This is a genomic window from Enterobacter sp. 22466, from assembly GCF_052044775.1.
GTDB lineage: Bacteria > Pseudomonadota > Gammaproteobacteria > Enterobacterales > Enterobacteriaceae > Enterobacter > Enterobacter dissolvens.
Genome location: NZ_JBQENX010000016.1, coordinates 18492 through 42256 on the forward strand (window position 1 = coordinate 18492; position 23765 = coordinate 42256).

Annotated in this window: 20 protein-coding genes; all 20 read left to right on the top strand. The window is 57.8% G+C overall.

Annotated features, from left to right (window positions below):
* The first annotated feature begins 1 nt into the window (after window position 1).
* The 20 genes from traU (at window position 2) to repA (ACTJJI_RS24965) (ending at window position 23404) form a co-directional block, all read left to right on the top strand.
* Window positions 2–988 carry a conjugal transfer pilus assembly protein TraU gene (gene traU, locus ACTJJI_RS24870; RefSeq protein ID WP_060446848.1) on the top strand — a complete coding sequence of 329 codons (987 nt, stop codon included), beginning with the start codon at window positions 2–4 and terminating at the stop codon, window positions 986–988.
* 16 nt (window positions 989–1004) lie between these two features.
* Window positions 1005–1634 carry a type-F conjugative transfer system pilin assembly protein TrbC gene (trbC, locus tag ACTJJI_RS24875; RefSeq protein ID WP_049047529.1) on the top strand — a complete coding sequence of 210 codons (630 nt, stop codon included), beginning with the start codon at window positions 1005–1007 and terminating at the stop codon, window positions 1632–1634.
* A complete protein-coding gene (traN, locus tag ACTJJI_RS24880; protein WP_060446833.1) occupies window positions 1631–3511 on the top strand; it encodes a type-F conjugative transfer system mating-pair stabilization protein TraN in 1881 nt (626 codons plus the stop codon). The genes trbC and traN overlap by 4 nt, the downstream gene beginning before the upstream one ends.
* A 31-nt stretch (window positions 3512–3542) precedes the next feature.
* Window positions 3543–3731: a conjugal transfer protein TrbE gene (trbE, locus tag ACTJJI_RS24885; RefSeq protein ID WP_025759809.1), complete on the top strand. Its 189-nt coding sequence runs from the start codon at window positions 3543–3545 to the stop codon at window positions 3729–3731.
* Window positions 3732–3767: 36 nt separating this feature from the next.
* Entirely contained in the window at window positions 3768–4511 is a 744-nt protein-coding gene (gene traF / locus ACTJJI_RS24890; protein WP_440656019.1) for a type-F conjugative transfer system pilin assembly protein TraF, read from the top strand.
* A 16-nt stretch (window positions 4512–4527) separates the two neighbouring features.
* The gene (gene traQ, locus ACTJJI_RS24895; RefSeq protein WP_008324126.1) at window positions 4528–4776 is read left to right on the top strand and encodes a type-F conjugative transfer system pilin chaperone TraQ; all 249 of its coding nucleotides are present in this window, start codon (window positions 4528–4530) and stop codon (window positions 4774–4776) included.
* Window positions 4766–5311: a type-F conjugative transfer system pilin assembly thiol-disulfide isomerase TrbB gene (trbB, locus tag ACTJJI_RS24900; protein WP_060446834.1), complete on the top strand. Its 546-nt coding sequence runs from the start codon at window positions 4766–4768 to the stop codon at window positions 5309–5311. Before traQ ends, trbB begins: the two co-directional genes overlap by 11 nt.
* Window positions 5311–6684, top strand: coding sequence for a conjugal transfer pilus assembly protein TraH (gene traH / locus ACTJJI_RS24905; RefSeq protein ID WP_045379406.1), 1374 nt, complete (start codon window positions 5311–5313; stop codon window positions 6682–6684). Before trbB ends, traH begins: the two co-directional genes overlap by 1 nt.
* Window positions 6684–9506 carry a conjugal transfer mating-pair stabilization protein TraG gene (traG, locus tag ACTJJI_RS24910; RefSeq protein ID WP_440655993.1) on the top strand — a complete coding sequence of 941 codons (2823 nt, stop codon included), beginning with the start codon at window positions 6684–6686 and terminating at the stop codon, window positions 9504–9506. The genes traH and traG overlap by 1 nt, the downstream gene beginning before the upstream one ends.
* A gap of 18 nt (window positions 9507–9524) precedes the next feature.
* Window positions 9525–10022, top strand: a complete 498-nt coding sequence (locus tag ACTJJI_RS24915; RefSeq protein WP_063132060.1) for a hypothetical protein — start codon at window positions 9525–9527, stop codon at window positions 10020–10022.
* 75 nt (window positions 10023–10097) lie between these two features.
* The gene (traT, locus tag ACTJJI_RS24920; RefSeq protein WP_060446836.1) at window positions 10098–10823 is read left to right on the top strand and encodes a conjugal transfer complement resistance protein TraT; all 726 of its coding nucleotides are present in this window, start codon (window positions 10098–10100) and stop codon (window positions 10821–10823) included.
* 367 nt (window positions 10824–11190) lie between these two features.
* Window positions 11191–13440, top strand: a complete 2250-nt coding sequence (gene traD, locus ACTJJI_RS24925; RefSeq protein ID WP_440655995.1) for a type IV conjugative transfer system coupling protein TraD — start codon at window positions 11191–11193, stop codon at window positions 13438–13440.
* On the top strand, window positions 13440–18680 hold the full coding sequence (gene traI, locus ACTJJI_RS24930; RefSeq protein ID WP_440655997.1) for a conjugative transfer relaxase/helicase TraI: 5241 nt from the start codon (window positions 13440–13442) through the stop codon (window positions 18678–18680). The genes traD and traI overlap by 1 nt, the downstream gene beginning before the upstream one ends.
* Before the next feature lies 1 nt (window position 18681).
* Window positions 18682–19419 (top strand): type-F conjugative transfer system pilin acetylase TraX, encoded by a 738-nt coding sequence (gene traX, locus ACTJJI_RS24935; protein WP_436910387.1) that lies wholly within the window; start codon window positions 18682–18684, stop codon window positions 19417–19419.
* Between the two features lie 66 nt (window positions 19420–19485).
* A complete protein-coding gene (locus ACTJJI_RS24940) occupies window positions 19486–20166 on the top strand; it encodes a fertility inhibition protein FinO (RefSeq protein WP_440655999.1) in 681 nt (226 codons plus the stop codon).
* 33 nt (window positions 20167–20199) lie between these two features.
* Entirely contained in the window at window positions 20200–20991 is a 792-nt protein-coding gene (locus tag ACTJJI_RS24945; protein ID WP_440656001.1) for a DsbA family protein, read from the top strand.
* A 147-nt stretch (window positions 20992–21138) separates the two neighbouring features.
* Entirely contained in the window at window positions 21139–21684 is a 546-nt protein-coding gene (locus ACTJJI_RS24950; RefSeq protein WP_440656003.1) for a phospholipase D family protein, read from the top strand.
* Between the two features lie 151 nt (window positions 21685–21835).
* Window positions 21836–22075, top strand: a complete 240-nt coding sequence (gene repA / locus ACTJJI_RS24955; protein ID WP_440656005.1) for a replication regulatory protein RepA — start codon at window positions 21836–21838, stop codon at window positions 22073–22075.
* Window positions 22076–22317: 242 nt separating this feature from the next.
* Window positions 22318–22392, top strand: coding sequence for a RepA leader peptide Tap (gene tap, locus ACTJJI_RS24960; protein ID WP_440656022.1), 75 nt, complete (start codon window positions 22318–22320; stop codon window positions 22390–22392).
* The gene (repA, locus tag ACTJJI_RS24965; protein ID WP_440656007.1) at window positions 22385–23404 is read left to right on the top strand and encodes a plasmid replication initiator RepA; all 1020 of its coding nucleotides are present in this window, start codon (window positions 22385–22387) and stop codon (window positions 23402–23404) included. The genes tap and repA (ACTJJI_RS24965) overlap by 8 nt, the downstream gene beginning before the upstream one ends.
* Window positions 23405–23765: the final 361 nt, after the last annotated feature.

Sequence of the window (23765 nt, forward strand, 5' to 3'; positions counted from 1 at the left end):
AATGCTGACTGCGTGTCTGTTCGGGCTGCTTCTGTTGGGCAACAGCCCCGTGGCTTCGGCGGACGCCGCCTGCGAAGGGCGTTTCGTCAATCCGATCACCGATATCTGCTGGCGCTGCATGTTTCCTCTGTCGCTCGGCAGCACAAAAGTCACGGGCGGAGATTTACCGGACACGTCCAATCCCGGGAGCCCGATACAGTTTTGTCCAATGCCGCCCCCGGTATTTCAGCGCATCGGCCTGGCAATAGGGTACTGGGAGCCCATGGCCATGACCGATGTGGCGCGTTCTCCAGGCTGCATGGTGAACCTCGGTGGATTCACCATTAACCTGGGGAAAATGGGGATGGGCACCGCAAAAAAGGATGAAAAACAGGTGAACGGCGCGTTCTACCACGTCCACTGGTACAAATATCCGCTGACGTACTGGCTCAACATCATCACCTCCCTCGGGTGCCTGCAGGGCGGCGATCTGGATATCGGATACCTGTCTGAAATCGACCCGACATGGGGGGACAGCGCCCTGACCTCCATTCTGAATCCGGAGGCGGTCATTTTTGCCAACCCCATCGCGCAGGGCGCATGTGCGGCCGACGCGGTGGCCAGTGCAGCAAAAACGTCGGTTGACGCGCTGTTCTGGTGCGCCGGATCGCAGGGGTCAATGTATCCCTTTAACGGCTGGGTGAGCAATGAGTCCAGCCCCCTGCAGTCTTCCGTTCTGGTCAGCGAGCGCATGGCGTTCAAGCTGCACCGTCAGGGGCAGATAATGGAGAGCATCGGGGAGGATAAAAAGGTCTGCTTCGAGTATCCGTCACCCATTATTCCCAAAACGCGCTGGCGCTATCAGATGGTGAATATGTATCCGGACGTGGCGCAGTGCCATCCCTTCGGCCGAACGGTCATGCGCTGGGAAACGGGGCGTAACCCGCCGAATACGAAGAAAAACTACGGCTATCTGCTCTGGCGCAAGCGCAACTGCGTCTTCCTCTGAGAAAAAGGAAACTTCCATGAAAACTCTGTCCGGTCTGACGGCGGCGCTGCTGCTGTCAGCATACTGTTGCACTGCGCTGGCGTCAGGGGCTGATGAGGCGAACCGCGAGTTTATTCGTCAGCAGGAGTCTTTCAGCCAGCAGCTGAGGGGGCAGGACAACGCGCCGCTGCGCCAGATTCTGGAGCAGCAGGTGCGCCAGAACCCTCTTTCAGCAGACGACGCGCGATTTATTGGGGAGCTGAAACAGCGCCAGCGCGAGAACCTGCAGGATAAACCGACGCACGGCGCTCTCTATTTCGTCTCCTTTGCCATCCCGCAGGCGGGGCTTAAGCGCATGCTGACCGAGGCGCGCCGCTACGACATTCCCGCCACCCTGCGGGGCATGGTCAACAACGACATGAAAACGACGGCAACCGCCGTGATGGCGCTTGTTCAGGACGGTTCAGCCAGCGGTGTTGCCATCGATCCCACCCGCTTTCGTGAGTACGGGATCACCAGCGTGCCGTCCCTGGTGGTGTACTGCGAGGCGGGCCACGACGTGATTCGCGGCAATCTTCATCTGAAGCAGGCGCTGGAAAAGGTGGTGGAGAAGGGCGAGTGCAGGGATGAGGCGCAACAGCTGCTTAGTAAAGGAGAGGCCCGATGAAAAGAGCAATACTGATGCCGGTGCTGGCCATTGCCACCACGATGGCGGGCGTAAATGCATTTGCCGATGCTGACGCGCAGTACAGAGCGGGGGCTGATTTTGCCCGTCAGGTACAGGGGCAGGGGGAGAGCAGCCTGAAAAACTTTAACCCCTCAGCGTCTATCCCCAACTATACCGCCTCGCCCGGTGAGAAGAAGTACTATGGCGGCGTGACGGCGACCGGTGATGGTGCGCTGAAAGCGGACGGTACCACGGGCTGGACTACTAATGAGGCCACAAAGGCCGTCACCGACTCGTTTGTTAACAACCCGAAGGAGCCCATTTCACCCGACGCGCCGTTTATTAAGGCCAGCCAGGATGTCCAGTCCCGCGCCGATACCATCATCGGCAAAACGGGGCAGACGCAGTGCGAAGCGCAGAACATCAGCCGCAGCGAGTTCACCAACTATACCTGTGAGCGCGACCTGCTGGTTGAGCAGGCCTGTACGCGCACGGCCAGCATTACCGGCCACTACGAAAACACCACGGTGACGCGCACCTACACGGTGCCCAACAGCGACTTTACCTATACATACGACGGCAACAAGACGGTGAACTTCAGCTTCCGTGCGCCTGCAACCGGTACCGTGCTGAGCGCGTCGGTTGCCGTCCATTTTAATGACAAAAATATGTACTACGGCTTCTCGTGGTGGGGCGTAAATGCGGATTCTGTGGCTAAAAGGGATAACGGATGGGCGCTGCCCGGTGCCGCGGGGGCTGCGCTGACCGCAGGACAGTACTCTCCACAGGGGGCAATGCTCAACAAAAACTGCCTGAGCGGTAAACAATCCCGCTGTCGGGAATATGCTCAGAAGACGCTGTCCTGGATGCAGGGCGGTACGCAGGCCTGGATGACCGCCACCCTGACCATGCAGGTGACGGACAAAAAATGGGTGCCGGACGTGGTCTGGAACGAATCCTGCCCGTTCAGCAAGAGCGAAGGTACGCTCAAAAAGACCGAATGTATTGAGCCGGGGAGCACAAAAACGGTGGTGGTTGACGGGGTGTCATACCCGGTCACGCAGGCTTGCTGGAAGTACAAAGACACGTATATGACCCAGGCTGCTGACAATGGCACCTGCAAAACCTACATGGACAATCCGGCCTGTACGCTTGCCTCACGCACCTGCGCCTTCACAGCAGAAGACGGCAGCGGCTGCCTGCATGAATACGCGACGTACTCCTGTGAAACGCGTACTTCCGGTCAGGTGATGATATGCGGCGGCGACACCTTCTGTCTTGATGGTGACTGTGAGCGGGCGCAGAACGGTAAAAACAACGATTTTGCACCTGTCGTTTCGGCACTCGCCGCGCTGGCCGCTGCGGGCAAGGACGTGGCCGCCATTAACAGCGTTAACGTGCGCGCCTTTACCGGCAGCGCGAAGTTCTGCAAGAAGTTTGCGGCAGGATTCAGCAACTGCTGTAAAGACGGCGGCTGGGGCCAGGACGTCGGGCTTGCCAGGTGCAGCAGCGAGGAGAAAGCGCTGGGCAAGGCCAAAGAGAATAAGCTCACGGTCAGTATCGGTGAGTTCTGTTCAAAAAAAGTGCTCGGCGTCTGTCTCGAGAAAAAGCGCAGCTACTGTCAGTTTGACTCTAAGCTGGCTCAGATAGTGCAGCAGCAGGGACGTAACGGTCAGCTTCACATCGGCTTTGGCAAGGCCAGCAGCCCGGACTGTCGCGGCATCACCCAGACCGAGCTGCAGCAAATTAATTTTGAAGCGCTCGACTTCTCGAACTTTTTCGACGATCTGCAAAAGAACAAGAAAATCCCGGATAACGACACCCTGACGAAGCGCGTCCGCGAGGAAATCGCCGCGCAGCTGAAGAACAAACAGTAAGCCACTCATTACTCACTCAGGACTCTCCATCATGAAAATTAAAGGATTTACTGGACGCCTTATCATCAGCCTGATTGTCGCCTCACCGGTGCTTTACTGGTGCGGGAATATCGTTGATGAAACATCGCGCATCGATGTGTTTTTTATGGCGCTGATGGTTGCGCTTTTCGTGGCGGGAGTTCTGCTGGCGTGGCTGTTAAACCCGCTTTTCAAACGATAACCGACCTGCTTCGGGATAAGGAAGGTTCCAGTGAAAATGAGAAAGACAGCGTTAGCGCTGCTGCTTCTTGGCAGCGTTTTTTCCGCCACAGGAAAAGATGCCGGCTGGCAGTGGTACAACGAATCGCACAGAATGCCGGAGGACGACAAATCCTCTTCAGCACAGCCTCAGCAGGCCTCGCCGGACATCATGGAGAAGCTTGCCACGCTTCAGCAGGCCACGAAGCGCGCCATGTACGAGGCCATTCTGTATCCGGGCGTGGAGAACTTTACCCGCTACTTCCGCCTGCAGAACTACTGGACGCAGCAGGCCGGGCTGTTCTCGATGAGCGCCAAAAAAGCCATGCTCGAGCACCCCGAACTGGACTACAACCTGCAGCACAGCCACTACAACGGTACCGTGCGCAACCAGCTGGCGGCGGACTTTGCCGACCAGCGCCGCGCCATTGAAACGCTGGCTCAGCACTATGGCGTGATGTTCTTCTACCGCGGACAGGACCCGATCGACGGCCAGCTGGTTCAGGTCATTAAAAACTTCCGCGAGACGTATCACCTCAGCGTCATTCCGGTCTCCGTGGACGGTATCGTGAATCCACTCCTGCCGGATACCCGAATGGACGGTGGACAGGCCAGCCGGCTGGGTATTCGTTACTTCCCGGCGCTGATGCTGGTCGATCCTAAAAGCGGGACGGTCAAACCCGTCTCGTATGGCTTTATCAGCCAGGATGACCTGGCGAAGCAGTTCCTCAACGTTTCCACAGATTTTGCCCCCAACTTTTAATACAGGGAGAGTTCGCATGCGCAAATTCCGTTTTCGCCTGCCTGAGTTCGACGTGCCCGGATTATGGGTGCTGAGCCTCGGGATATGGTTTCACATTGTTTCCCGCCTGGTCCGGCGCGAGCCGGAGATGGCCATTCTTCTGGCGCAGATAATCGGCGTCTCGATGGCGCTCTGGGGGGGATACCGCATCATCAACCGCTGGATAGATGCCGCCCGTGAGGCCGAAAAGGCCCGTGATGCCGGAGGATGCCGACATGAACCTTAGACATACCGTGTTTACCGTGGCGCTCATGACCCTCAGTCTGGCCACACAGGCTTCCACGATGGACGAGATCAAATCGTTATGGCATCCACAGGGGGCGCGAGCGTCGGGATCTCTGCCTACATCCCCGGAAGACCCTGAAGCTAAGCCACTTCCGGCGAAGCAGCCGGTCTGGTACCGCCTAAGCAACGGGCGCCAGGTCAATCTGGCCGACTGGAAGGTCGTGCTGTTTATGCAGGGACACTGCCCGTACTGCCACCAGTTTGATCCGGTCCTGAAGTCGCTGTCGGCACGGGTGGGGTTTGGGGTGATGGCCTACACCATCGACGGTCAGGGGGATGCGTCCTTTCCCGATGCGCTGCCCGCGCCGCCGGAGGTAATGAAAACCTTTTTCCCTAACCTGCCCGTGGCCACGCCAACCACCTTTCTCGTCAACGTAAACACCCTTGAAGCCCTGCCCCTGCTGCAGGGCGCGACCGACGAACAGGGCTTTATGGCCCGAATGGATACGGTCCTTCAGATGCGCGGAGTGAAATGATGATAAACCTGTTCAGACACCGCAGTCTTCTGGGCTGCATGCTTCTCGTCTGTTCAACAACCGTTAGTGCGGACGTGAACAGCGACATGAACACCTTCTTTAATAAGCTAGGCTTTGACTCCAATACCAGCCAGCCACAGGTCTGGCAGGGGCAGGCCGCTGGCTACGCCACGGGTGGCTCACTATATGCCCGTACGCAGGTGAAAACCGTCCAGCTTATCTCCATGACGCTGCCCGACATCAACGCCGGCTGCGGCGGTATCGATGCCTATCTGGGCTCCTTCAGCTTTATTAACAGCGATCAGCTGCAGCGTTTCGCCAAGCAGATTATGTCCAATGCGGCCGGATACTTCTTCGATCTGGCGCTGCAGACTACGGTACCGGAAATCAAGACTGCTAAAGACTTCCTGCAGAAGATGGCCAGCGACATTAACAGCATGAACCTCAGCTCCTGCCAGGCGGCGCAGGGGATTGTCGGCGGTCTGTTTCCGCGCACTCAGGTCTCCCAGCAGAAGGTCTGCCAGGACATTGCCGGTGAGAGCAACATGTTTGCCGACTGGGCGGCATCCCGTCAGGGCTGCACGGTGGGGGGAAGCATGGATAAGGTCCGTGATAAGGCCAGTGATAAGGATAAAGAGCGCATAACGAAGAATATCAATGTCATCTGGAATGCGCTCGGAAAGAACCGCATGTTTGACGGGAATAAAGAGCTTAAGGAGTTCATCATGACCCTGACCGGAACAATGGTCTTTGATGAGAAGGGTAATATAACCCCGCTTCCGGCAAGAACGACCGATCGCGACCTTATTCGGGCCATGATGGAGGGGGGGACTGCACGGGTGTATCACTGTAATGACAGCGATAAATGTCTGAAGGTGGTTGCCGATGCTAATGTCACGATCAGCCAGAAAAATGCACTGAAAAATCAGATAAAAGACATCCTTTCCAGCATTCAGAATAAAGCCGTTGCCGATCTAAAGTTAACCGAGAAAGAGAAGGGATTTATCACAAGTACTACCATCCCGGTCTTCAAGTACCTGGTTGATCCCCAGATGCTGGGGGTTTCTAACAGCCTCGTTTATCAGCTAACCGATTACATCGGCTACGACATTCTTCTCCAGTACATCCAGGAGCTGGTCCAGCAGGCCCGTGCAATGGTGGCAACGGGAAACTATGACCAGGCGGTTATCGACAGCATCAATAATAACCTCAACGAAGCCACGCGGCAGATAGCCTCCTTCCAGGCACAGGTGCAGGTACAGCAGGATGCGCTTTTGGTTGTTGACCGCCAGATGAGCTATATGCGCCAGCAGGTCTCGGCACGCATGCTGCAGCGCTACCAGAACAACTATCACTTCGGGGGGGCGCGCTGATGCAGGAAATCTATGTCATCGCGGGCGGCGACTGGCTGACGCAGACGCTGAATGCCATCGTCACGTTCATGTCGACGGAGAACTGGGTTGTTATTCGGCGTATTGCGACGGCTTTCTCTGTGCTGGTTGTAGCCATTTCGTGGATACGACGGCACAACATCATGGATATGCTGGGCTGGGCAGGCGTCATTGTGCTGATGTCGCTGCTGGTCAGTGTTCGCACCTCCGTACAAATAATCGATATCAGTAATCAGACAAAGGTCTATAAAGTCGATAACGTGCCCGTCGGGCTGGCACTGCCTGCATCGCTGACCACCAAAATTGGATATGCCCTTGTTCAGGGGTATGAAATGGTCTTTTCACAGCCCGACAGCATCACCTACAGCAAAACCGGCATGATATTTGGGGCGAATCTGGTTTCACGCAGTACGGACTTTTTATCACAGAACCCAGAGATAACGACGATATTCACGGACTATGTGCAGAACTGCGTGATGGGCGATATTTTCCTGAACGGAAAATATACCATGGAAGATCTAATGAACAGCGCAGACCCGTATACGCTGATTTTCTCAAAGCCGAGTCCGCTGAGGGGGGTATTCAACAACAATAATCAGTTTTTAACCTGTGAAGAAGCCGCTGCGGTAATTAAGCCAAAGCTTGCCCTGGATACTCAGACCGGAGGAAAAACATGGAGTTACTACGTGCGTCAGCTTTTTGGCGGACGTCCGAATCCTGACATCTTGTTCAGCCAGATGATCGGGGACAGCTATAACTATTTCTATGGTGCCGGTCAGAGCGCCGCGTCGATTGTCCGTCAGAATGTGACGATGAACGCTTTGCGAAATGGCATCATGAGCTATGCAGCCCGCAACGGTGACACCTCAAGCCTGCTGAATATCGCCACTACGTCATCGATGGAGAAGCAGCGGCTGGCGCATGCGACGGTCGGTCAGGTGGCATTACGCTCACTACCTATGTCTCAGACGTTGATTGTCGGTCTGACCATCGGAATATTTCCCCTGATGGTGCTGGGCGGGATGTTTAACGCCGTTACCCTTAATGTGCTGAAGGGGTACGTGCTGGCTATCATGTGGGTGCAGAGCTGGCCGCTGCTTTACGCCATCCTCAACAGCTGCATGACCTTCTATGCGAAGGCTAACGGCTCACCAGTGGTTCTCTCGGAGTTGTCGCAGGTGCAGATAAAATACTCAGACCTCGCTACCACGGCTGGCTATCTGTCCATGCTAATCCCCCCGCTTGCATGGGGAATGCTGAAGGGACTGGGGGCGGGGTTCTCAAATCTCTACAGCCATCTGGCCTCTTCCGCTATCAGCCCTGCAGCCACTGCTGCCTCTGGTGCTGTTGATGGTAACTACTCCTACGCCAACATGCAGACCGAGAACGTGAGCGGCAACAGCTGGAACACCAACAGTTCGACCATGTTCGGACAGATGAGTCAGCAACTGGGCAATGGTGCGACGTCCACACAGATGCGTGACGGCAGTACGGTGACAGACTCCACTCAGGCCGCGAGTAAGCTGCCCGTGAGTATTAATTTTGCCCGTCAACTGGCCTCAGCGCAGCAGGAGATGGCGCGCGAGGCCCAGACGCAGTCCCAGAGCGCGATGCAGAGCTTTAGTAGCAGTATGTCAAGCACGTGGCAGACCCTCAGCCAGTTTGGCACCAACCGGGGGAGCAGCGATTCGATGACGCAAGGTGCCGACAGCACGATGAGTGCGCAGGACTCCATGATGGCCAGCAAGATGCGCACTGCGGTGGAGAGCTACGCGAAGGCGCATAATATCAGTAATGATCAGGCGACTCAGGAACTGGCTTCACGAAGTTCTCGTGCTTCCGCTGGTCTTTATGGCGATGCAAGTGCACATGGTGGTATAGGGATTAAAGCTTTCGGTACAGGCGGTGGTGTTAGTTTCAGGGCAAGTGCTAAAGCCGGCGTCGACTTTGATGATTTAGACTCTCATCAGGCAAGCAGCAGCACGCGAGCGAGCCAGGATGCGCGTCATGATATTGATGCAAAATCCACCAAAGACTTCAAGGAGGCCAGCGATTACTTTACCAGCCGCAAGATAAATGAATCAGGCAGTCATACGGATAACAACGCCGCATCACGTGCGGACCAGTTGTCTGCATCACTGAGTTCTGCAAAACAAAGCCTTGAACAGTACTCGACCAGTCAGGCACGCAGCAAGGAATATGCTGAAATGGCATCCCGAACCGAAACCATGAGCGGGCAGGTTAACGAAGATCTCAACCAGCAGTTTGCCCAATACGTTCGTAAACAGGCACCGCATGATGCCGATTCTTTGCTAACGGATACCGGTTCACCAGAGGTTGCAGCGAAACGAAGAGAACTGGCCTGGTCATTTGTACAAAGTCAGGTTCAGCCTTCGGTGGATAATGCGTATTCGGATGCGAAAGATGGGCTTGGTCAAAGTATGGACAATGTGTCTGCGGGGGGCGGGCGTCAGGAGGTGTTATCTGACCATGCGGCGCATAAGGCTTCCATTGAAAGTGCAACGTCAGACGCAGGTATTAAAGGGAATGTGAAAGGCTCGGTAGACGGTATGATGACTGAGACGCGAAATAATATCTCAGGAACACAAAGTGAAATAAAGGGAGCTTCAGCGTCCGTCGATAATCAGTATTCAGCACTGGAGCGCCATCACCAGTCCGAAGCGAATAATCAGGGTGCTAAGTACAATCACGAGAAAGCATCACAAAACGCTATTCCGGGAGCTGACAGTCCTGAAGAACTTCTGGAAAAAGCAAAGAAACTGGAGAATAATCACAAGAAATGATCAGGGAGATTATCGGATATGAAAGAGCTGATGCGAATTATGTGGGTTCTGCTTATACAGTATATCGCCTGCTCGCTTGCAGGGTGGGCAACATCCGTCATGCTCCTGATACTAGCGTTGTTGATTATGTGGCAGGGTATATTTGCATATATTAATTATCGAGTTCGCAAGCAGAAGTGTTTGTATAGCCAGAAAGATGTATCGCCAGTAATGTACATGGTTCTTTCTGTCCCCGCGATCAGCTTCCCTGTGTTGGCCCTATTTATATTTTTCGGGCTCTCGATCTACAGGGTCTGTGTAATAAGTGGTGTAACTGTTGGAGATGAATCTCTAAAAGATCAGTTTTATTTTGACCGTGCGTTTCAAAGTGATCCATTTCCTTATGAATCAGGACTACACGATTCTGCGGGAGCTGGATTGAATCCAGCTACAGGATTGCCAATGTGCGGGCTAGTTGATACTTCTGGTAATTTTTATGGGTGTTCATCTGAATCATACAGACGCTCGGACAGTTAGATACCCTTAATTATTTTAGATTATGGGCAATCGCCAAGCTATGAATGGATATAATAAACAAAGGAAATAACGTTAATGAAAAAGATGATGATGGTGGCTCTGGTCAGTTCCACGCTGGCCCTTTCAGGGTGTGGTGCGATGAGCACAGCAATTAAGAAACGTAACCTCGAGGTCAAAACGCAGATGAGCGAAACGGTCTGGCTTGAACCATCAAGCGAGCGTACCGTTTTCCTGCAGATCAAAAACACGTCTGATAAAGACATGAGCGGTCTCCAGTCTAAAATTACCGAAGCTGTTAAAGCCAAAGGCTACCAGGTCGTGACCTCGCCGGATAAAGCCTACTACTGGATTCAGGCGAACGTACTTAAGGCCGACAAAATGGACCTTCGTGAGTCACAAAGCTGGCTCAGCCGTGGCTACGAAGGTGCAGCGGCAGGGGCCGCGCTGGGTGCCGGTATTACCGCCTATAATTCCAGCTCTGCCGGAGCCACTCTGGGCGTAGGACTTGCTGCCGGCCTTGTTGGCATGGCCGCTGATGCGATGGTCGAAGACATCAACTACACCATGATCACGGATGTGCAGATTGCCGAGCGTACCAAAGCGACCGTGACCACGGACAACATCGCCGCCCTTCGCCAGGGAACCTCCGGCGCCAAAATTCAGACCAGCACCGAGCAGGGGAACCAGCATAAATATCAGACCCGTGTGGTATCAAATGCGAACAAGGTTAATCTGAAATTCCCCGAAGCCCAGCCTGTGCTTGAAGATCAGCTGGCTAAATCTATCGCGAACATTCTTTAATTAATACCAGGGGCGGTTTCTTCCGCCCTTTTCTCTGGATCACTCAGTCCGAATAGCATCTGTTCTCCTCATTCTCTGTTGATATAAGAAAAACGCTGAGCGGTGGCGCAAATCCTTTGTGCTGCCGGGAAGGGTTGCCGGCAGGGCCGGTGAATAAAGAAATTAATATGTCAGTATTTGCATTAGTAGTGAGTATCGAAAGTGATTATCCGAATGCTTTATTTGCTGTTCCATTTTCAGTTCTGTTAATACTGCTGTGGATATTTTTTCGTAAGTGACCTCTTATTTGCCAGGCCAGTAAGTAGCCGTTCCTGAATGTAGCCTTATCATAACCGTCTAAACCCCATTTATACCGGACCCATACATCATGAGTTTTAATGCAAAGGATATGACCCAGGGCGGTCAGATCGCGAGCATGCGCATCCGTATGTTCAGTCAGATCGCCAATATCATCGTGTACTGTCTCGTCATTCTCTTCGGCATAATTGTCGCGATTACGCTGTCGGTTAAACTGACCTGGCAGACGTTCGTGAACGGCATGGTTTATTACTGGTGTCAGACGCTGGCCCCCATGCGCGATATTTTCAAATCCCAGCCTGTCTATACCATCCGTTATTACGGCCATGAGCTGAAGTACAACGCGCAGCAAATACTGCAGGACAAATATATCCAGTGGTGCGCCGACCAGGTCTGGACGGCCTTTATTCTTGCCGCCATCATCGCGGCCGTGGTGTGCGTTATTACCTTCTTTGTCACCACCTGGATTCTGGGCCATCAGGGTAAGCATCAGAGTGAGGACGAGATAACGGGAGGGCGCCAGCTGACTGATGACCCGAGAGCGGTGGCGAAAATGCTCAGGCGCGACGGTCTCGCATCCGACATCAAAATCGGTGAGCTGCCGCTTATTAAGGACTCGGAGATCCAGAACTTCTGTCTGCACGGTACCGTCGGGGCCGGTAAATCAGAAGTTATCCGCCGTCTGATGAACTACGCCCGCCAGCGTGGCGATATGGTCATCGTGTATGACCGCTCCTGTGAGTTCGTCAAAAGCTACTATGATCCGGCCACAGATAAAATCCTTAACCCGCTGGATGCGCGCTGCGCTGCATGGGACCTGTGGCGGGAGTGCCTGACGCAGCCTGACTTCGACAACGTTTCCAACACGCTTATTCCTATGGGCACGAAGGAAGACCCCTTCTGGCAGGGGTCGGGACGTACCATCTTTGCCGAAGCCGCTTATCTGATGCGCAACGACAAGGACCGCAGCTACAGCAAGCTGGTCGACACGCTGCTTTCCATCAAGATTGAGAAGCTGCGCTCGTACCTGAAAAACTCCCCGGCGGCGAACCTGGTGGAAGAGAAAATCGAGAAAACGGCCATCTCCATCCGCGCCGTGCTGACCAACTACGTCAAGGCCATCCGCTACCTGCAGGGCATCGAAAATAACGGCGAGTCATTCACCATACGCGACTGGATGCGCGGCGTTCGTGAGGATGGTAAAAACGGCTGGCTCTTTATCTCCTCCAATGCTGACACCCACGCTTCCCTCAAGCCGGTTATCTCCATGTGGTTGTCCATCGCCATTCGCGGGCTGCTGGCGATGGGTGAAAACCGTAACCGCCGCGTGTGGATCTTCGCCGACGAGCTGCCGACCCTGCACAAGCTGCCGGACCTGGTTGAGATCCTGCCGGAGGCGCGTAAGTTTGGCGGCTGCTACGTCATTGGCATTCAGTCCTACGCCCAGCTGGAAGATATTTACGGGCAGAAGCCGGCGGAAACGCTGTTCGACGTGCTGAACACCCGTGCCTTCTTCCGCTCTCCGTCGCGCAATATCGCCGAGTTCGCCGCTGGCGAAATCGGTGAAAAAGAAATCCTCAAGGCGTCCGAGCAGTATTCCTACGGTGTGGACCCGGTACGCGACGGTACCTCGGTCGGCAAGGACATGGAGCGCGTCACCCTGGTGAGTTACTCCGACGTCCAGACGTTGCCGGATCTCTCCTGCTACGTCACGCTTCCCGGACCTTATCCTGCCGTGAAAATGGCGCTGAAGTATCAGCAGCGTCCAAAGGTGGCACCGGAATTCATTCCGCGCACCATCGACGGGAAAGCGGAGGAACGCCTGAATGCCGCGCTGGCTGCACGTGAACATGAATCCCGCAGCATCGCCATGCTCTTTGAACCGGATGCCGATGTTGTCGCGCCAGAGGGCGGTGCGGAGAATGCTGGTCAGCCACAGCAGCCACAGCAGCCACAGCAGCCACAGCAGCCACAGCAGCCACAGCAGCCACAGCAGCCACAGCAGCCACAGCAGCCACAGCAGCCACAGCAACTGACGCCAGCGCCCCGCGCTGCAGACACCGCATCCGCTACGGCATCCGTAGCGGGTGCCGCAGGCACTGGCGGCGTGGAGCCTGAGCTGAAGACAAAGGCGGAAGAGGCTGAACAGCTGCCGCCTGGCATCAGTGAAAGCGGTGAGGTGGTGGATATGGCGGCATGGGAGGCGTGGCAGGCGGAGCAGGACGAACTGTCTCCTCAGGAGAGGCAGCGTCGTGAAGAAGTGAACATCAACGTTCACCGGGCGCCTGAAAAAGATCTTGAGCCGGGAGGATACATCTGATGATGAGCATCGGATCGGTAAAATCCGCCGGCAGTGCGGGCAATTATTACACCGACAAGGACAACTACTACGTTATCGGCAGTATGGGCGAGCGCTGGGCCGGAAAAGGGGCTGAAGCGCTGGGGCTCAGCGGCGGGGTGGACCAGAAGGTCTTTACGAAGGTTCTGGAGGGACGCCTGCCGGACGGCAGCGACCTCAGCCGGACTCAGGACGGGGCGAACAAACACCGTCCGGGCTACGACTTCACCTTCTCTGCGCCCAAAAGTGTCTCCGTGATGGCCATGCTGGGAGGCGACAAGCGTCTTATTGAGGCACACAACCGCGCGGTGGAGACCGCCATTAAGCAGATAGAGGCAATGGCCTCCACGCGGGTTATGACGGAGGGCAGGAGCGAGACGCAGCTGACCGGCAACCTGGTGATGGCGCTGTTTAACCACGATACCAGCCGCGACCAGGAGCCGCAGCTGCACACCCACGCGGTGGTGGCCAATGCCACTCAGCATGGCGATGAGTGGCGAACGCTCAGCAGCGACAAAGTGGGTAAAACCGGGTTTATTGAGAATATCTACGCCAACCAGATTGCCTTTGGCCGCCTGTATCGTGCCGCGCTGAAGGATGACGTCGCGGCGATGGGCTATGAGACTGAGACGGTTGGCAAACACGGCATGTGGGAGCTGAAGGGCGTACCGACGGAGCCGTATTCCAGCCGCAGCAGGACCATCAGCGAGGCGGTCGGGGATGACGCGTCCCTGAAGTCCCGCGACGTGGCGGCGCTCGATACCCGCCAGTCGAAGCAGAAGGTTGACCCCGAACAGCGCATGGCCGAGTGGATGCAGACCCTGAAAGAGACGGGGTTTGACATTAAAGCCTACCGTGAGGCGGCAGACCTGCGGGTTGTGCAGGGGAATATTCCCGCAACGACGCCTGAAGCCATTGATATTAACAGCAGCGTCGGGCAGGCCATCGCGATGCTGAGCGACCGGCGGGCGCGGTTCACGTATTCCGAACTGCTGGCCACCACCCTCGGGCAGCTGCCCGCGCGGTCGGGCATGGTGGAGATGGCGCGTGACGGCATCGATGCGGCGATAAAAAATGAGCAGCTCATCCCGCTGGATAAAGAGAAGGGGCTGTTTACCTCGAACATCCACGTGCTGGACGAGCTGTCGGTGTCGGCGATGACCCGCGATTTACAGCGGACGGGGCAGGCTGATATTTTTCCGGATAAAAGCGTGCCCCGCAGCCGGTCATACAGCGATGCCGTGAGCGTTCTGGCCCAGGACCGTCCGCCCGTGGCGATCATTTCGGGTCAGGGCGGGGCGGCCGGTCAGCGTGAGCGCGTGGCGGAACTGACGATGATGGCGCGCGAGCAGGGGCGTGACGTGCAGATTATCGCCGCCGACAGGCGTTCGCGCAGCGCCCTTATGCAGGATGAGCGCCTCAGCGGCGAGCATATCACCGACAGGCGGGGGCTGACGGAGGGCATGGCCTTTACGCCCGGCAGCACGCTGATTGTGGACCAGGGGGAGAAGCTGACCCTGAAAGAAACGCTCACGCTGCTCGACGGCGCGCTGCGCCATAACGTCCAGCTGCTGATAGCCGACAGCGGCCAGCGCACCGGGACCGGCAGCGCCCTCACCGTCATGAAGGAAGCGGGAGTGAGCACGATCGTGTGGCAGGGCGGTGAGAAGACGCAGGTCTCGGTTATCAGCGAGCCTGACCGGCGGCAGCGGTATGACCGCCTGGCCGCTGACTTTGCCCGAAGCGTCCGCGCAGGTGAACACAGCGTGGCGCAGGTCTCCGGCCCGCGCGAGCAGGCGGTGCTGGCAGGCGCTGTCCGCGAGGCGCTTAAGGCGGAAAAGGTGCTGGGCGAGCGGGAGGTCAGTATCACCACGCTGGAGCCGGTCTGGCTCGACAGCCGCCATCAGCAGGTGCGCGACCACTACCGGGAGGGGATGGTCATGGAGCGCTGGAATGCCGAAGCACGCAGCCGGGAACGCTTTGTCATTGACCGCGTGACGGGCCGCAACAACAGCCTGACGCTGCGCAACGCCCAGGGTGAGACGCGGGTGACCCGCCTGTCTGAACTCAACAGCAGCTGGTCGCTGTACCGCACCGGCACGCTGCAGGTGGCCGAAGGCGACCGTCTGGCAGTGCTGGGTCAGGCGCAGGGGACGCGGCTCAGGGGAGGCGATACGGTGACCGTTAAGGCGCTCGGGGAGGCGGGGCTCGTCGTCAGCCTGCCGGGGCGTAAGGCTGACGTGGTCCTGCCCGCCGGCGACAGCCCGTTTACCGCCGCGAAGGTGGGGCAGGGCTGGGTGGAGTCGCCGGGCCGCTCGGTGAGCGACAGCGCCACGGTCTTTGCCTCGCTGTCGCAGCGCGAGCTGGATAACACCACGCTGAACAAACTGGCGCTCAGCGGCAGGGCGGTGCAGCTCTATTCCGCGCAGACGGCGCAGAAAACGACGGAGAAGCTGTCGCGTCAGTCTGCCTGGAGCGTCGTGTCTGAACAGATTAAGGATGCGGCGGGGCATGACAGGCTCGATGATGCCCTGGCGCACCAGAAGGCCGGGCTGCACACGCCGGAGCAGCAGGCCATCCACCTGGCCATTCCGGTGCTGGAGGGGAACGGCCTGGCGTTCACGAAGCCGCAGCTGATGGCCGCCGCGAAAGAATTTGAGCAGGACAGCCTCAGCCTGCAGGTCATCGAAAAGGAGGCGGACCGGCAGATACGCAGCGGCGCCCTGCTGTCGGTGCCGGTATCGCCTGGAAACGGCCTGCAGCTGCTGGTCTCACGCCAGTCGTACAATGCGGAGAAAAGTATCCTCCGCCACGTCCTTGAGGGAAAGGAGGCCGTCACCCCGCTGATGGATAATGTTCCGGACGCGCAGCTGGCGGGCCTGACCGACGGGCAGCGGAACGCCACGCGCATGATACTGGAATCTCCCGACCGCTTTACCCTGGTACAAGGCTACGCGGGGGTGGGTAAGACCACCCAGTTCCGGGCGGTCATGTCGGCCATCGGCACGCTGCCGGAACGGGCGCAGCCGCGGGTTATCGGCGTGGCCCCCACCCACCGGGCGGTGAGCGAGATGCGCGACGCGGGCGTACCCGAAACGCAGACGCTGGCGGCCTTTATTCACGACACGCAGCAGCAGCTGCGCGGCGGCGAACGACCGGACTTCAGCAACGTCCTGTTTCTCGTGGATGAAAGCTCAATGGTCGGTAACGCCGACATGGCGAAGGCGTACAGCCTGATTGCCGGGGGCGGGGGGCGCGCGGTCTCCAGCGGGGATACCGACCAGCTGCAGTCCATTGCCCCGGGCCAGCCCTTCCGCCTGCTGCAGAAGCGCAGCGCCATTGACGTGGCGGTGATGCAGGAGATTGTCCGCCAGACGCCGGAACTAAAACCTGCCGTCTACAGCCTGATTAGCCGCGATATCGGCAGCGCCCTGACGACCATTGAGAGCGTGGCGCCGGCACAGGTGCCGCGCAGGGCGGATGCCTGGCAGCCGGACAGCTCCGTCATGGAGTTCAGCCGCGAACGGGAGGAGGCCATTGCGAAAGCCGTGGCGGCCGGCGACCTGATGCCCGGCGGGCAGCCCGCGACGCTGCTGGAGGCCATCGTGAAGGACTACACGGGGCGCACGTCAGAGGCGCAGGCGCAGACCATCGTTATCACCGCCCTGAACGCCGACCGCCGCCAGGTGAATGCGATGATTCATGACGCCCGTCAGGGTGCCGGTGAGGTGGGCGAAAAAGAGGTCACGCTGCCGGTCCTTACGCCAGCCAATATCCGCGACGGGGAGCTGAGGCGCATGGCAACGTGGGAGGCGTCCCGCGACAGCCTGGTCCTGCTGGACAGCACGTATTACAGCATTGAGGCGCTGGACGGGGACGCTCACCTGGTGACGCTGAAGGATGCGCAGGGTAACACCCGCAACCTGTCGCCCGCGCAGGCGGCGACAGAGGGCGTCACGCTCTACCGTCAGGACACGATTGCCGTGTCGGAAGGCGACCGGATGCGCTTTTCGAAAAGCGACAACGAGCGGGGCTTCGTGGCCAACAGCGTCTGGTCGGTCAGTGAGATAAAAGGTGACAGCGTCACGCTGTCGGACGGGAAACAGACCCGTACGCTCACGCCGTCAGCCGAGCAGGCAGAGCAGCACATCGACCTGGCCTATGCCGTTACCGTTGAAGGCTCACAGGGGGCGAGCGAACCCTTCTCCATCTCCCTGCAGGGTACGGACGGCGGACGTAAGCGGATGGTGAGCTTCGAGTCAGCCTACGTGGCGCTGAGCCGCATGAAGCAGCACGCGCAGGTCTATACCGACAACCGGGATAAGTGGGTGGCCGCGATGGAAAAATCGCAGGCGAAAAGTACGGCGCATGACATTCTGGAGCCGCGCGGCGACCGCGCCGTCGCGAATGCCGCCCGCCTGACGGCGACGGCAAAAGCACTGGGTGAGGTGCCTGCCGGTCGCGCCGCGCTGCGCCAGGCCGGGCTGCAGCCTGAGGGCTCAATGGCGAAATTTATCTCGCCGGGGCGGAAATACCCGCAGCCGCACGTGGCGCTCCCGGCCTTCGACCGCAACGGCAGGCAGGCGGGCGTCTGGCTGAGTGCCCTGACGTCCGGAGACGGACAGCTTAAGGGGCTCGGCGGTGAAGGTCGGCTGATGGGCAGCGGGGACGCGGCGTTTGCGGGTCTGCAGGCCAGCCGTAACGGCGAGTCGCTGCTGGCGCGGGATATGGAAGAGGGCGTGCGGCTCGCGAGGGAGAATCCGCAGAGCGGCGTGGTGGTGCGGCTCGAAGGCGAGGCGCGACCGTGGAACCCCGGCGCCATTACCGGCGGCCGGGTCTGGGCCGACGGCCTGCCCGACGGCACCGGTACGCAGCCCGCAGAAACGGTTCCGCCGGAGGTGCTGGCACAGCACGCCCGGGAGGCTGAGGTGCAGCGGGAGCTGGAAAAGCGTGCTGAAGAGGCGGTCCGCGAGATGGCCCGCAGCGGCGACAGGCCGGCCGGAGGGGCTGACGTCGCCGTCCGGGATGTGGTGCGGGATATGGCGCGGATAAAAGAAACGCCGGCATCTCCCCTCACGCTGCCGGATGCGCCGGAAGAACGCCGCCGGGATGAGGCGGTGTCTCAGGTGGTGCGTGAGAACGTGCAGCGGGACCGCCTGCAGCATATGGAGCGTGAGGTGGTCCGCGTCCCTGAACGTGAAAAGACCCTGGGAGGCGACTGATATGCGCGCTGAAAACCATCCGCTGTTCCCTCTTGTGGTGGTGGCCGACTGCTGGCTGCAGCGTCTGCTTGTGTGGACGCCGGGGCAGACCGACCTTATCAAGACCGTGGCGCTGCTGCTGATGGTGGCCGACCACATCAGCATGCTGTGCGGACTGGATAATGACTGGCTGCGTCTTGCTGGTCGGGGAGCGTTTCCGCTCTTTGGCCTGGTCTGGGCCATGAACCTCGCCCGCCATCCGCAGATTCAGCAGCGCGCCCTGAACCGGCTCTGGATATGGGCGGGTGTGGCGCAGGGTGGCTGGATACTGGCCGGGCTTCGCCCGGACCTGGGCAATATCCTGTTTGCCTTTGCGGTTAGTGGACAGGCGCTGGCGCTGATGCAGCAGCACGGGCCGCGCGCGTGGCCGCTGTCCCTGATGCTGGTTCTGGTCTGGATGCCGTTTTCGGCGGGAAGCTACGGGCTGGCGGGGGTAGTCATGCTGATGCTGGCTTGCGGCGTCTGTATGACGGCCCGGCGCACCACGCGCACGGGACTGGCGCTGTGTCTGGCGCTGGCCATACTCGCGCTGAATGCCGCGGACAGCGCCGCCTTTGCCATTGCGGGTCTGGTAATACCCGGCGTTACCCTGACGGTGCTGAGCCGGACCTGTTACCGCGTGCCGCGGTTCTGGCCACGCGAATTTTTCCCGCTGTTCTACGCGGTGCACCTGGCCGTCATCGGACTGATGGTGATGTGATATCTGCCGTGTCAGAATAAGGTCACTCAGGGGAATACACGTGAAACAGATTTATCCGGAGGCAGGATGAAAGAGCAGGGGCGCCCCACGCTGACGCTGCGCCGCAAAGCGGAGCCAGAAGGTCAGCGTGCCGTTAACAACAGTGAACCGGACGGTGCGGGGCCGGGCCGGGTCACGCGTAAAAAGACCGTGGTGGTGAACACGACGCCTGCCTGGAAGGTCAGGAAGCAGGCGGTGGATGAGAGCGCGAAAAAGGCGCAGGCGGACGAGAAGGCCGCCAGAAAAGCAGAGAAAGCCCGGCAGTGGGCTGAGCGACAGGCACAGGAGCGGGAGGCCATGCGGGCGGCCAGGCGCAAGCCTGCCCCGGAACCGGTGTACCGGAAGGTCATGCCGCTTGCGGACGCGCTCGCGCTCCTGGAGCGTTGCTGGCCGGCCCTGGTGACGGACGGCCAGCCGCAGCTCCTGGCGGTCAACATCCGGGAGGCGATGGTGAATGACATTCGCCGGCGCGGGCTGGAGGTTTCCGTGAAGACGCTGAAGCGCTGCCTTGCCGCAGTGACCCGCTCGGATGCGTATCTGGGCGCCATGACGGTGGGCGCGTGGCGTAAAAATCTTGCCGGTGAACCGGTCGCACCGGTGAGTGCGGAGGAGGCGGCTTATGCCGTGGAGCGCAGGGCTCTGGAGCACGCTAAACGACAGCGCAGGGCGGCCAGGGATGTATCCGCGTCTGTGCACGGAACGAACTGATAACAACAGAGAAGAGAAAAACACAGGATGAATATGAATAAAACCCTTTCAGTCATGCTTGCCGCAGGCCTTCTGGTCTCCGGCGTGGCGGGGGCAGCAGAGAAACCTGCCGCTGCCTTTACCCCGGAGCAGGAAGCCCGCATTGGTGAAATCGCGAAAGACTACCTGCTGGCCCATCCGGAGGTGCTGGTTGAGGTCAGCCAGAAGCTGCAGGCCCAACAGCAGGAGAAGCAGCAGCAGGCGATGACGGCCGCCGTGGTTCAGAATCAGGCGGCGCTGCTGAACGATAAAGGCACGCCGTCATATGGGCCGGCCGACGCAAAAGTCACTGTCGTCGAGTTTTTCGATTACCAGTGCATCTATTGTGCCCGCCTGGCGCCGGAGCTGGAGAAGGTAATAAAAGCGAACCCGGACGTGCGCTTTGTGTTCAAGGAATTCCCGATATTTGGCCAGCGCTGGCCGGCGTCGCTCAGCGCGGCGAAAACCGGGCTCCAGGTCTGGAAGCAGAAGGGGGCCGATGCTTACCTTAACTATCACAACGCGATTTACGCCACCGGCCACAACGAGGGTAAGCTGACCGATGCTGATATCAGCGCGGCCGCAAAAGCCGTGAAGTTCGATGCGAAGACAGCCCCAGATGTTCAGGGGACCCTGGATGGCATAAACACACTTGCGCAGCAGCTGGGCTTCAGCGGTACGCCAGCCCTGGTGGTTCTCCCGTCAACTGGTGCCAGCGCTGATAACGTGACGGTTATCCCTGGATACACCAGCGCGGAGGCCCTGCAGCAGGCCATCAGTCATGCTGCCGGCGATACCAAAAAATAATCAGGAGTCCGCCACCTGATACCGCTAAAAGAGACTGACGCCTTCGCCGTGCTCAGTTGTCCAACCCCGGAGAAGGGTAAAAGCAAGTTTTCCCCGTCTCCGGCGTTTCTGGTTAACACATCCGAACAGTATTTCTGAGGTTATTTAATGCGTAAGTTCACCTTTCGCCAGCTGGCCATGTCCGGTCTGGTATGCCTTTCGCTGAGCTGTATTCAGCCCGCAGCAGCTGCTCCCTCCGTTCAGGTCGGCTTTTCACCTGAAGGCAGCGCGTTGCAGCTGGTCCTTAAGACTATTGAGTCAGCACAGCACGAAATTCGGCTGATGGGCTACTCATTTACGTCTCCGGAGGTGGTTAGTGCGCTTGTCAGGGCAAAACGCCGTGGTGTGGACGTAAGAATAGTGCTCGATGAAAAGGGTAACCGGAGCAAAGCCAGCCAGGCGGCGATGAACATCGTGGTAAACGCGGGAATTCCGCTGCGCACCAACGGTCGCTACGTCATCATGCATGACAAAGTCATTATTGTTGATAATCATACCGTTGAGGCTGGTAGCTTTAACTACACTCGCTCTGCTGCATCGCGGAATAGCGAGAATGTGCTGGTTATTAATGAGGTGCCGGAAGTGGCACAAACCTACCTTCAGCACTGGCAGTCGCGCTGGGACGGAGGAACGGACTGGCATTCTTCATACTAAGTCGCATCGTCATTTGATCCGCAATCTACATCTATCCTGGTGAACCATGCGCCAACATGGCTCACACTTACGCGTAAAGTTAAGTCGCTGATTTCAGATATCTGTAGTATTCTCTGCAAACGATCCAAGTTTGATCCTTGAGGAGGCAGCGATGTCACAAGCCGAAAATGCAGTTAATTCCTCATCGAATGGAAAACGAACGTACCGTAAAGGTCACCCGCTGAGTGCTTCAGAGCGGCAACAAAGTTTTGTTGCCCGTAAGCGTGAAACGCACAAAGAAATCAAGATCCTTGTGCCCAATGAGCTCAAGAGTAAATTTCAGGAAATGTGTGCTGAGAGTGGCCTCAGCCAAGCAGAACTGTTTAGTCGTTTAGTTGATAAAGCCGAGTGAACTGGCGTTATGGGCTGACATTCTTGTTTGCTAGGATACGTAGTGCTAGATTACTGATCGTTTGACAGAATTATTTGGCTGGCCACGCCGTAAGTGGCAGGGAACTGGTTCTGATGAGGTGTCTACCCGGAACCAGAAAAGCAAAAACCCCGATAATCTCTCTAATCTTGGCGGGTCAGGAGATTAACGGGGCCTACTTAAACTGTATAGAAGCTGTTGCTCTATGCAGGGAGTATAGTTTTATGCTCAGAAAACTGCAATACCTTCTGTGCTTCTCGCTCCTCCTGCGCAACATAAGCGCGGGATGGGGTGACTGAAAAGCACAACCCGCAACACTGGAGCCAGCTGGATACGGAAGACCAAATCCGTTTCTGGCAGGGCGTTGATGGTGGCTATGCTAATTCTTTTCTTGTTTCTCCCGAGAAGAAGCGCACTCGTCGCCGTCGCGGTGAGCACTCCACTAAACCCAAATGCGAAAATCCTCTCTGGTTCCGTCCTGCCCGCTATAAGGCGCTCGGTGGCCAGCTGGGCCGCGCCTATAACAGTCTTGTCCGTAAGGACCCTGAAACCGGCGAATACAGCCTGCGTATGCATATGTCCCTTCATCCGTTTTATGTCCAGAAGCGGCGGCAGGCAGGTCGAAAATACGCCTTCAGGCCTGAAAAACAGCGTCTGCTCGATGCGCTTTGGCCGGTGCTCATTAGCTTCTGTGATGCAGGCAAGCACACGGTCGGAATGTGCATCTCCAGGCTGGCCAGAGAACTCAGCCCAAAGGATGCAAAAGGGAATGTCATTGCCGGCACGGAAGTCACCGTATCACGCCTTTCAAATCTTATTGCCGAGCAAGTACGCTTCGGCGTGCTTGGTGTTTCAGAACAGACTTCCTGGGACAAAGAGTCCCGTAAGCGCCTGCCTAAATATGTGTGGATCACTCTTACGGGCTGGCAGCTCCTGGGTGTGGACATGGACAAGCTGATTGAGCAGCAGGCCCGCAAACTCAGGGAGTGTGAGGAGCGATGTGCGCTTATCCGGGACGGCATTATCCGTGAGGATGAGGAGATTTCAGTGCATGCGGCGAGAAAGCGCTGGTACGCGCAGCGCACGCTTGAAGCACTCAGATATCGCCGGAAGAAGGGCGCAGCGCGCAAGCGCGCCAACAGACTGGCCAGACTGCCCAAAGACCAGCAGATTCACGAGATGGCGGAATTCCTGCGCAAAACCCTGCCGGCAGATGAACTCTACTGGTGTTCTGACGACCGCCTGCAGAAGCTGGCCGTCGATCACCTGTATCAGCTCCAGCTCTCGCTGACGGCCCCGCCGCCTCACTAGCGACAACCGATAACTGATTTCTTTCGCCAGCCCCTTTCGGGGCTTCTGGCGCTGGTTCCGGTTCGCGATTTTCATCCCCGAGCGCCGCCCTGACGTCAGTTCTGGCCATATCCGGCCGCATAATCCTACTCAGCCGTCGCATTTTCTCTCCGGCCGCCACGATATCCACAAAAATCCGCAAACAGATAATGGTCAGAATCAACAAACGTATATCAGGAAACCCGCAATACAGTCTTAACCCCCTTTTATTAATCCCCTGAAAATAAATCAGGGCAGTTATCTGTCCCTGAGAAATCTGTGCACAACGTAATAATGCCCGCCCTTGCAGCGGACTAACGTCCGCGCCGGTTCGAAAAACCAG

What these genes read in the sequence shown, in the direction of transcription:
- traU (WP_060446848.1), top strand. Translation starts at nt 2, where the DNA reads ATGCTGACTGCGTGTCTGTTCGGGCTGCTTCTGTTGGGCAACAGCCCC.
- trbC (WP_049047529.1), top strand. Translation starts at nt 1,005, where the DNA reads ATGAAAACTCTGTCCGGTCTGACGGCGGCGCTGCTGCTGTCAGCATAC.
- traN (WP_060446833.1), top strand. Translation starts at nt 1,631, where the DNA reads ATGAAAAGAGCAATACTGATGCCGGTGCTGGCCATTGCCACCACGATG.
- trbE (WP_025759809.1), top strand. Translation starts at nt 3,543, where the DNA reads ATGAAAATTAAAGGATTTACTGGACGCCTTATCATCAGCCTGATTGTC.
- traF (WP_440656019.1), top strand. Translation starts at nt 3,768, where the DNA reads ATGAGAAAGACAGCGTTAGCGCTGCTGCTTCTTGGCAGCGTTTTTTCC.
- traQ (WP_008324126.1), top strand. Translation starts at nt 4,528, where the DNA reads ATGCGCAAATTCCGTTTTCGCCTGCCTGAGTTCGACGTGCCCGGATTA.
- trbB (WP_060446834.1), top strand. Translation starts at nt 4,766, where the DNA reads ATGAACCTTAGACATACCGTGTTTACCGTGGCGCTCATGACCCTCAGT.
- traH (WP_045379406.1), top strand. Translation starts at nt 5,311, where the DNA reads ATGATAAACCTGTTCAGACACCGCAGTCTTCTGGGCTGCATGCTTCTC.
- traG (WP_440655993.1), top strand. Translation starts at nt 6,684, where the DNA reads ATGCAGGAAATCTATGTCATCGCGGGCGGCGACTGGCTGACGCAGACG.
- ACTJJI_RS24915 (WP_063132060.1), top strand. Translation starts at nt 9,525, where the DNA reads ATGAAAGAGCTGATGCGAATTATGTGGGTTCTGCTTATACAGTATATC.
- traT (WP_060446836.1), top strand. Translation starts at nt 10,098, where the DNA reads ATGAAAAAGATGATGATGGTGGCTCTGGTCAGTTCCACGCTGGCCCTT.
- traD (WP_440655995.1), top strand. Translation starts at nt 11,191, where the DNA reads ATGAGTTTTAATGCAAAGGATATGACCCAGGGCGGTCAGATCGCGAGC.
- traI (WP_440655997.1), top strand. Translation starts at nt 13,440, where the DNA reads ATGATGAGCATCGGATCGGTAAAATCCGCCGGCAGTGCGGGCAATTAT.
- traX (WP_436910387.1), top strand. Translation starts at nt 18,682, where the DNA reads ATGCGCGCTGAAAACCATCCGCTGTTCCCTCTTGTGGTGGTGGCCGAC.
- ACTJJI_RS24940 (WP_440655999.1), top strand. Translation starts at nt 19,486, where the DNA reads ATGAAAGAGCAGGGGCGCCCCACGCTGACGCTGCGCCGCAAAGCGGAG.
- ACTJJI_RS24945 (WP_440656001.1), top strand. Translation starts at nt 20,200, where the DNA reads ATGAATAAAACCCTTTCAGTCATGCTTGCCGCAGGCCTTCTGGTCTCC.
- ACTJJI_RS24950 (WP_440656003.1), top strand. Translation starts at nt 21,139, where the DNA reads ATGCGTAAGTTCACCTTTCGCCAGCTGGCCATGTCCGGTCTGGTATGC.
- repA (WP_440656005.1), top strand. Translation starts at nt 21,836, where the DNA reads ATGTCACAAGCCGAAAATGCAGTTAATTCCTCATCGAATGGAAAACGA.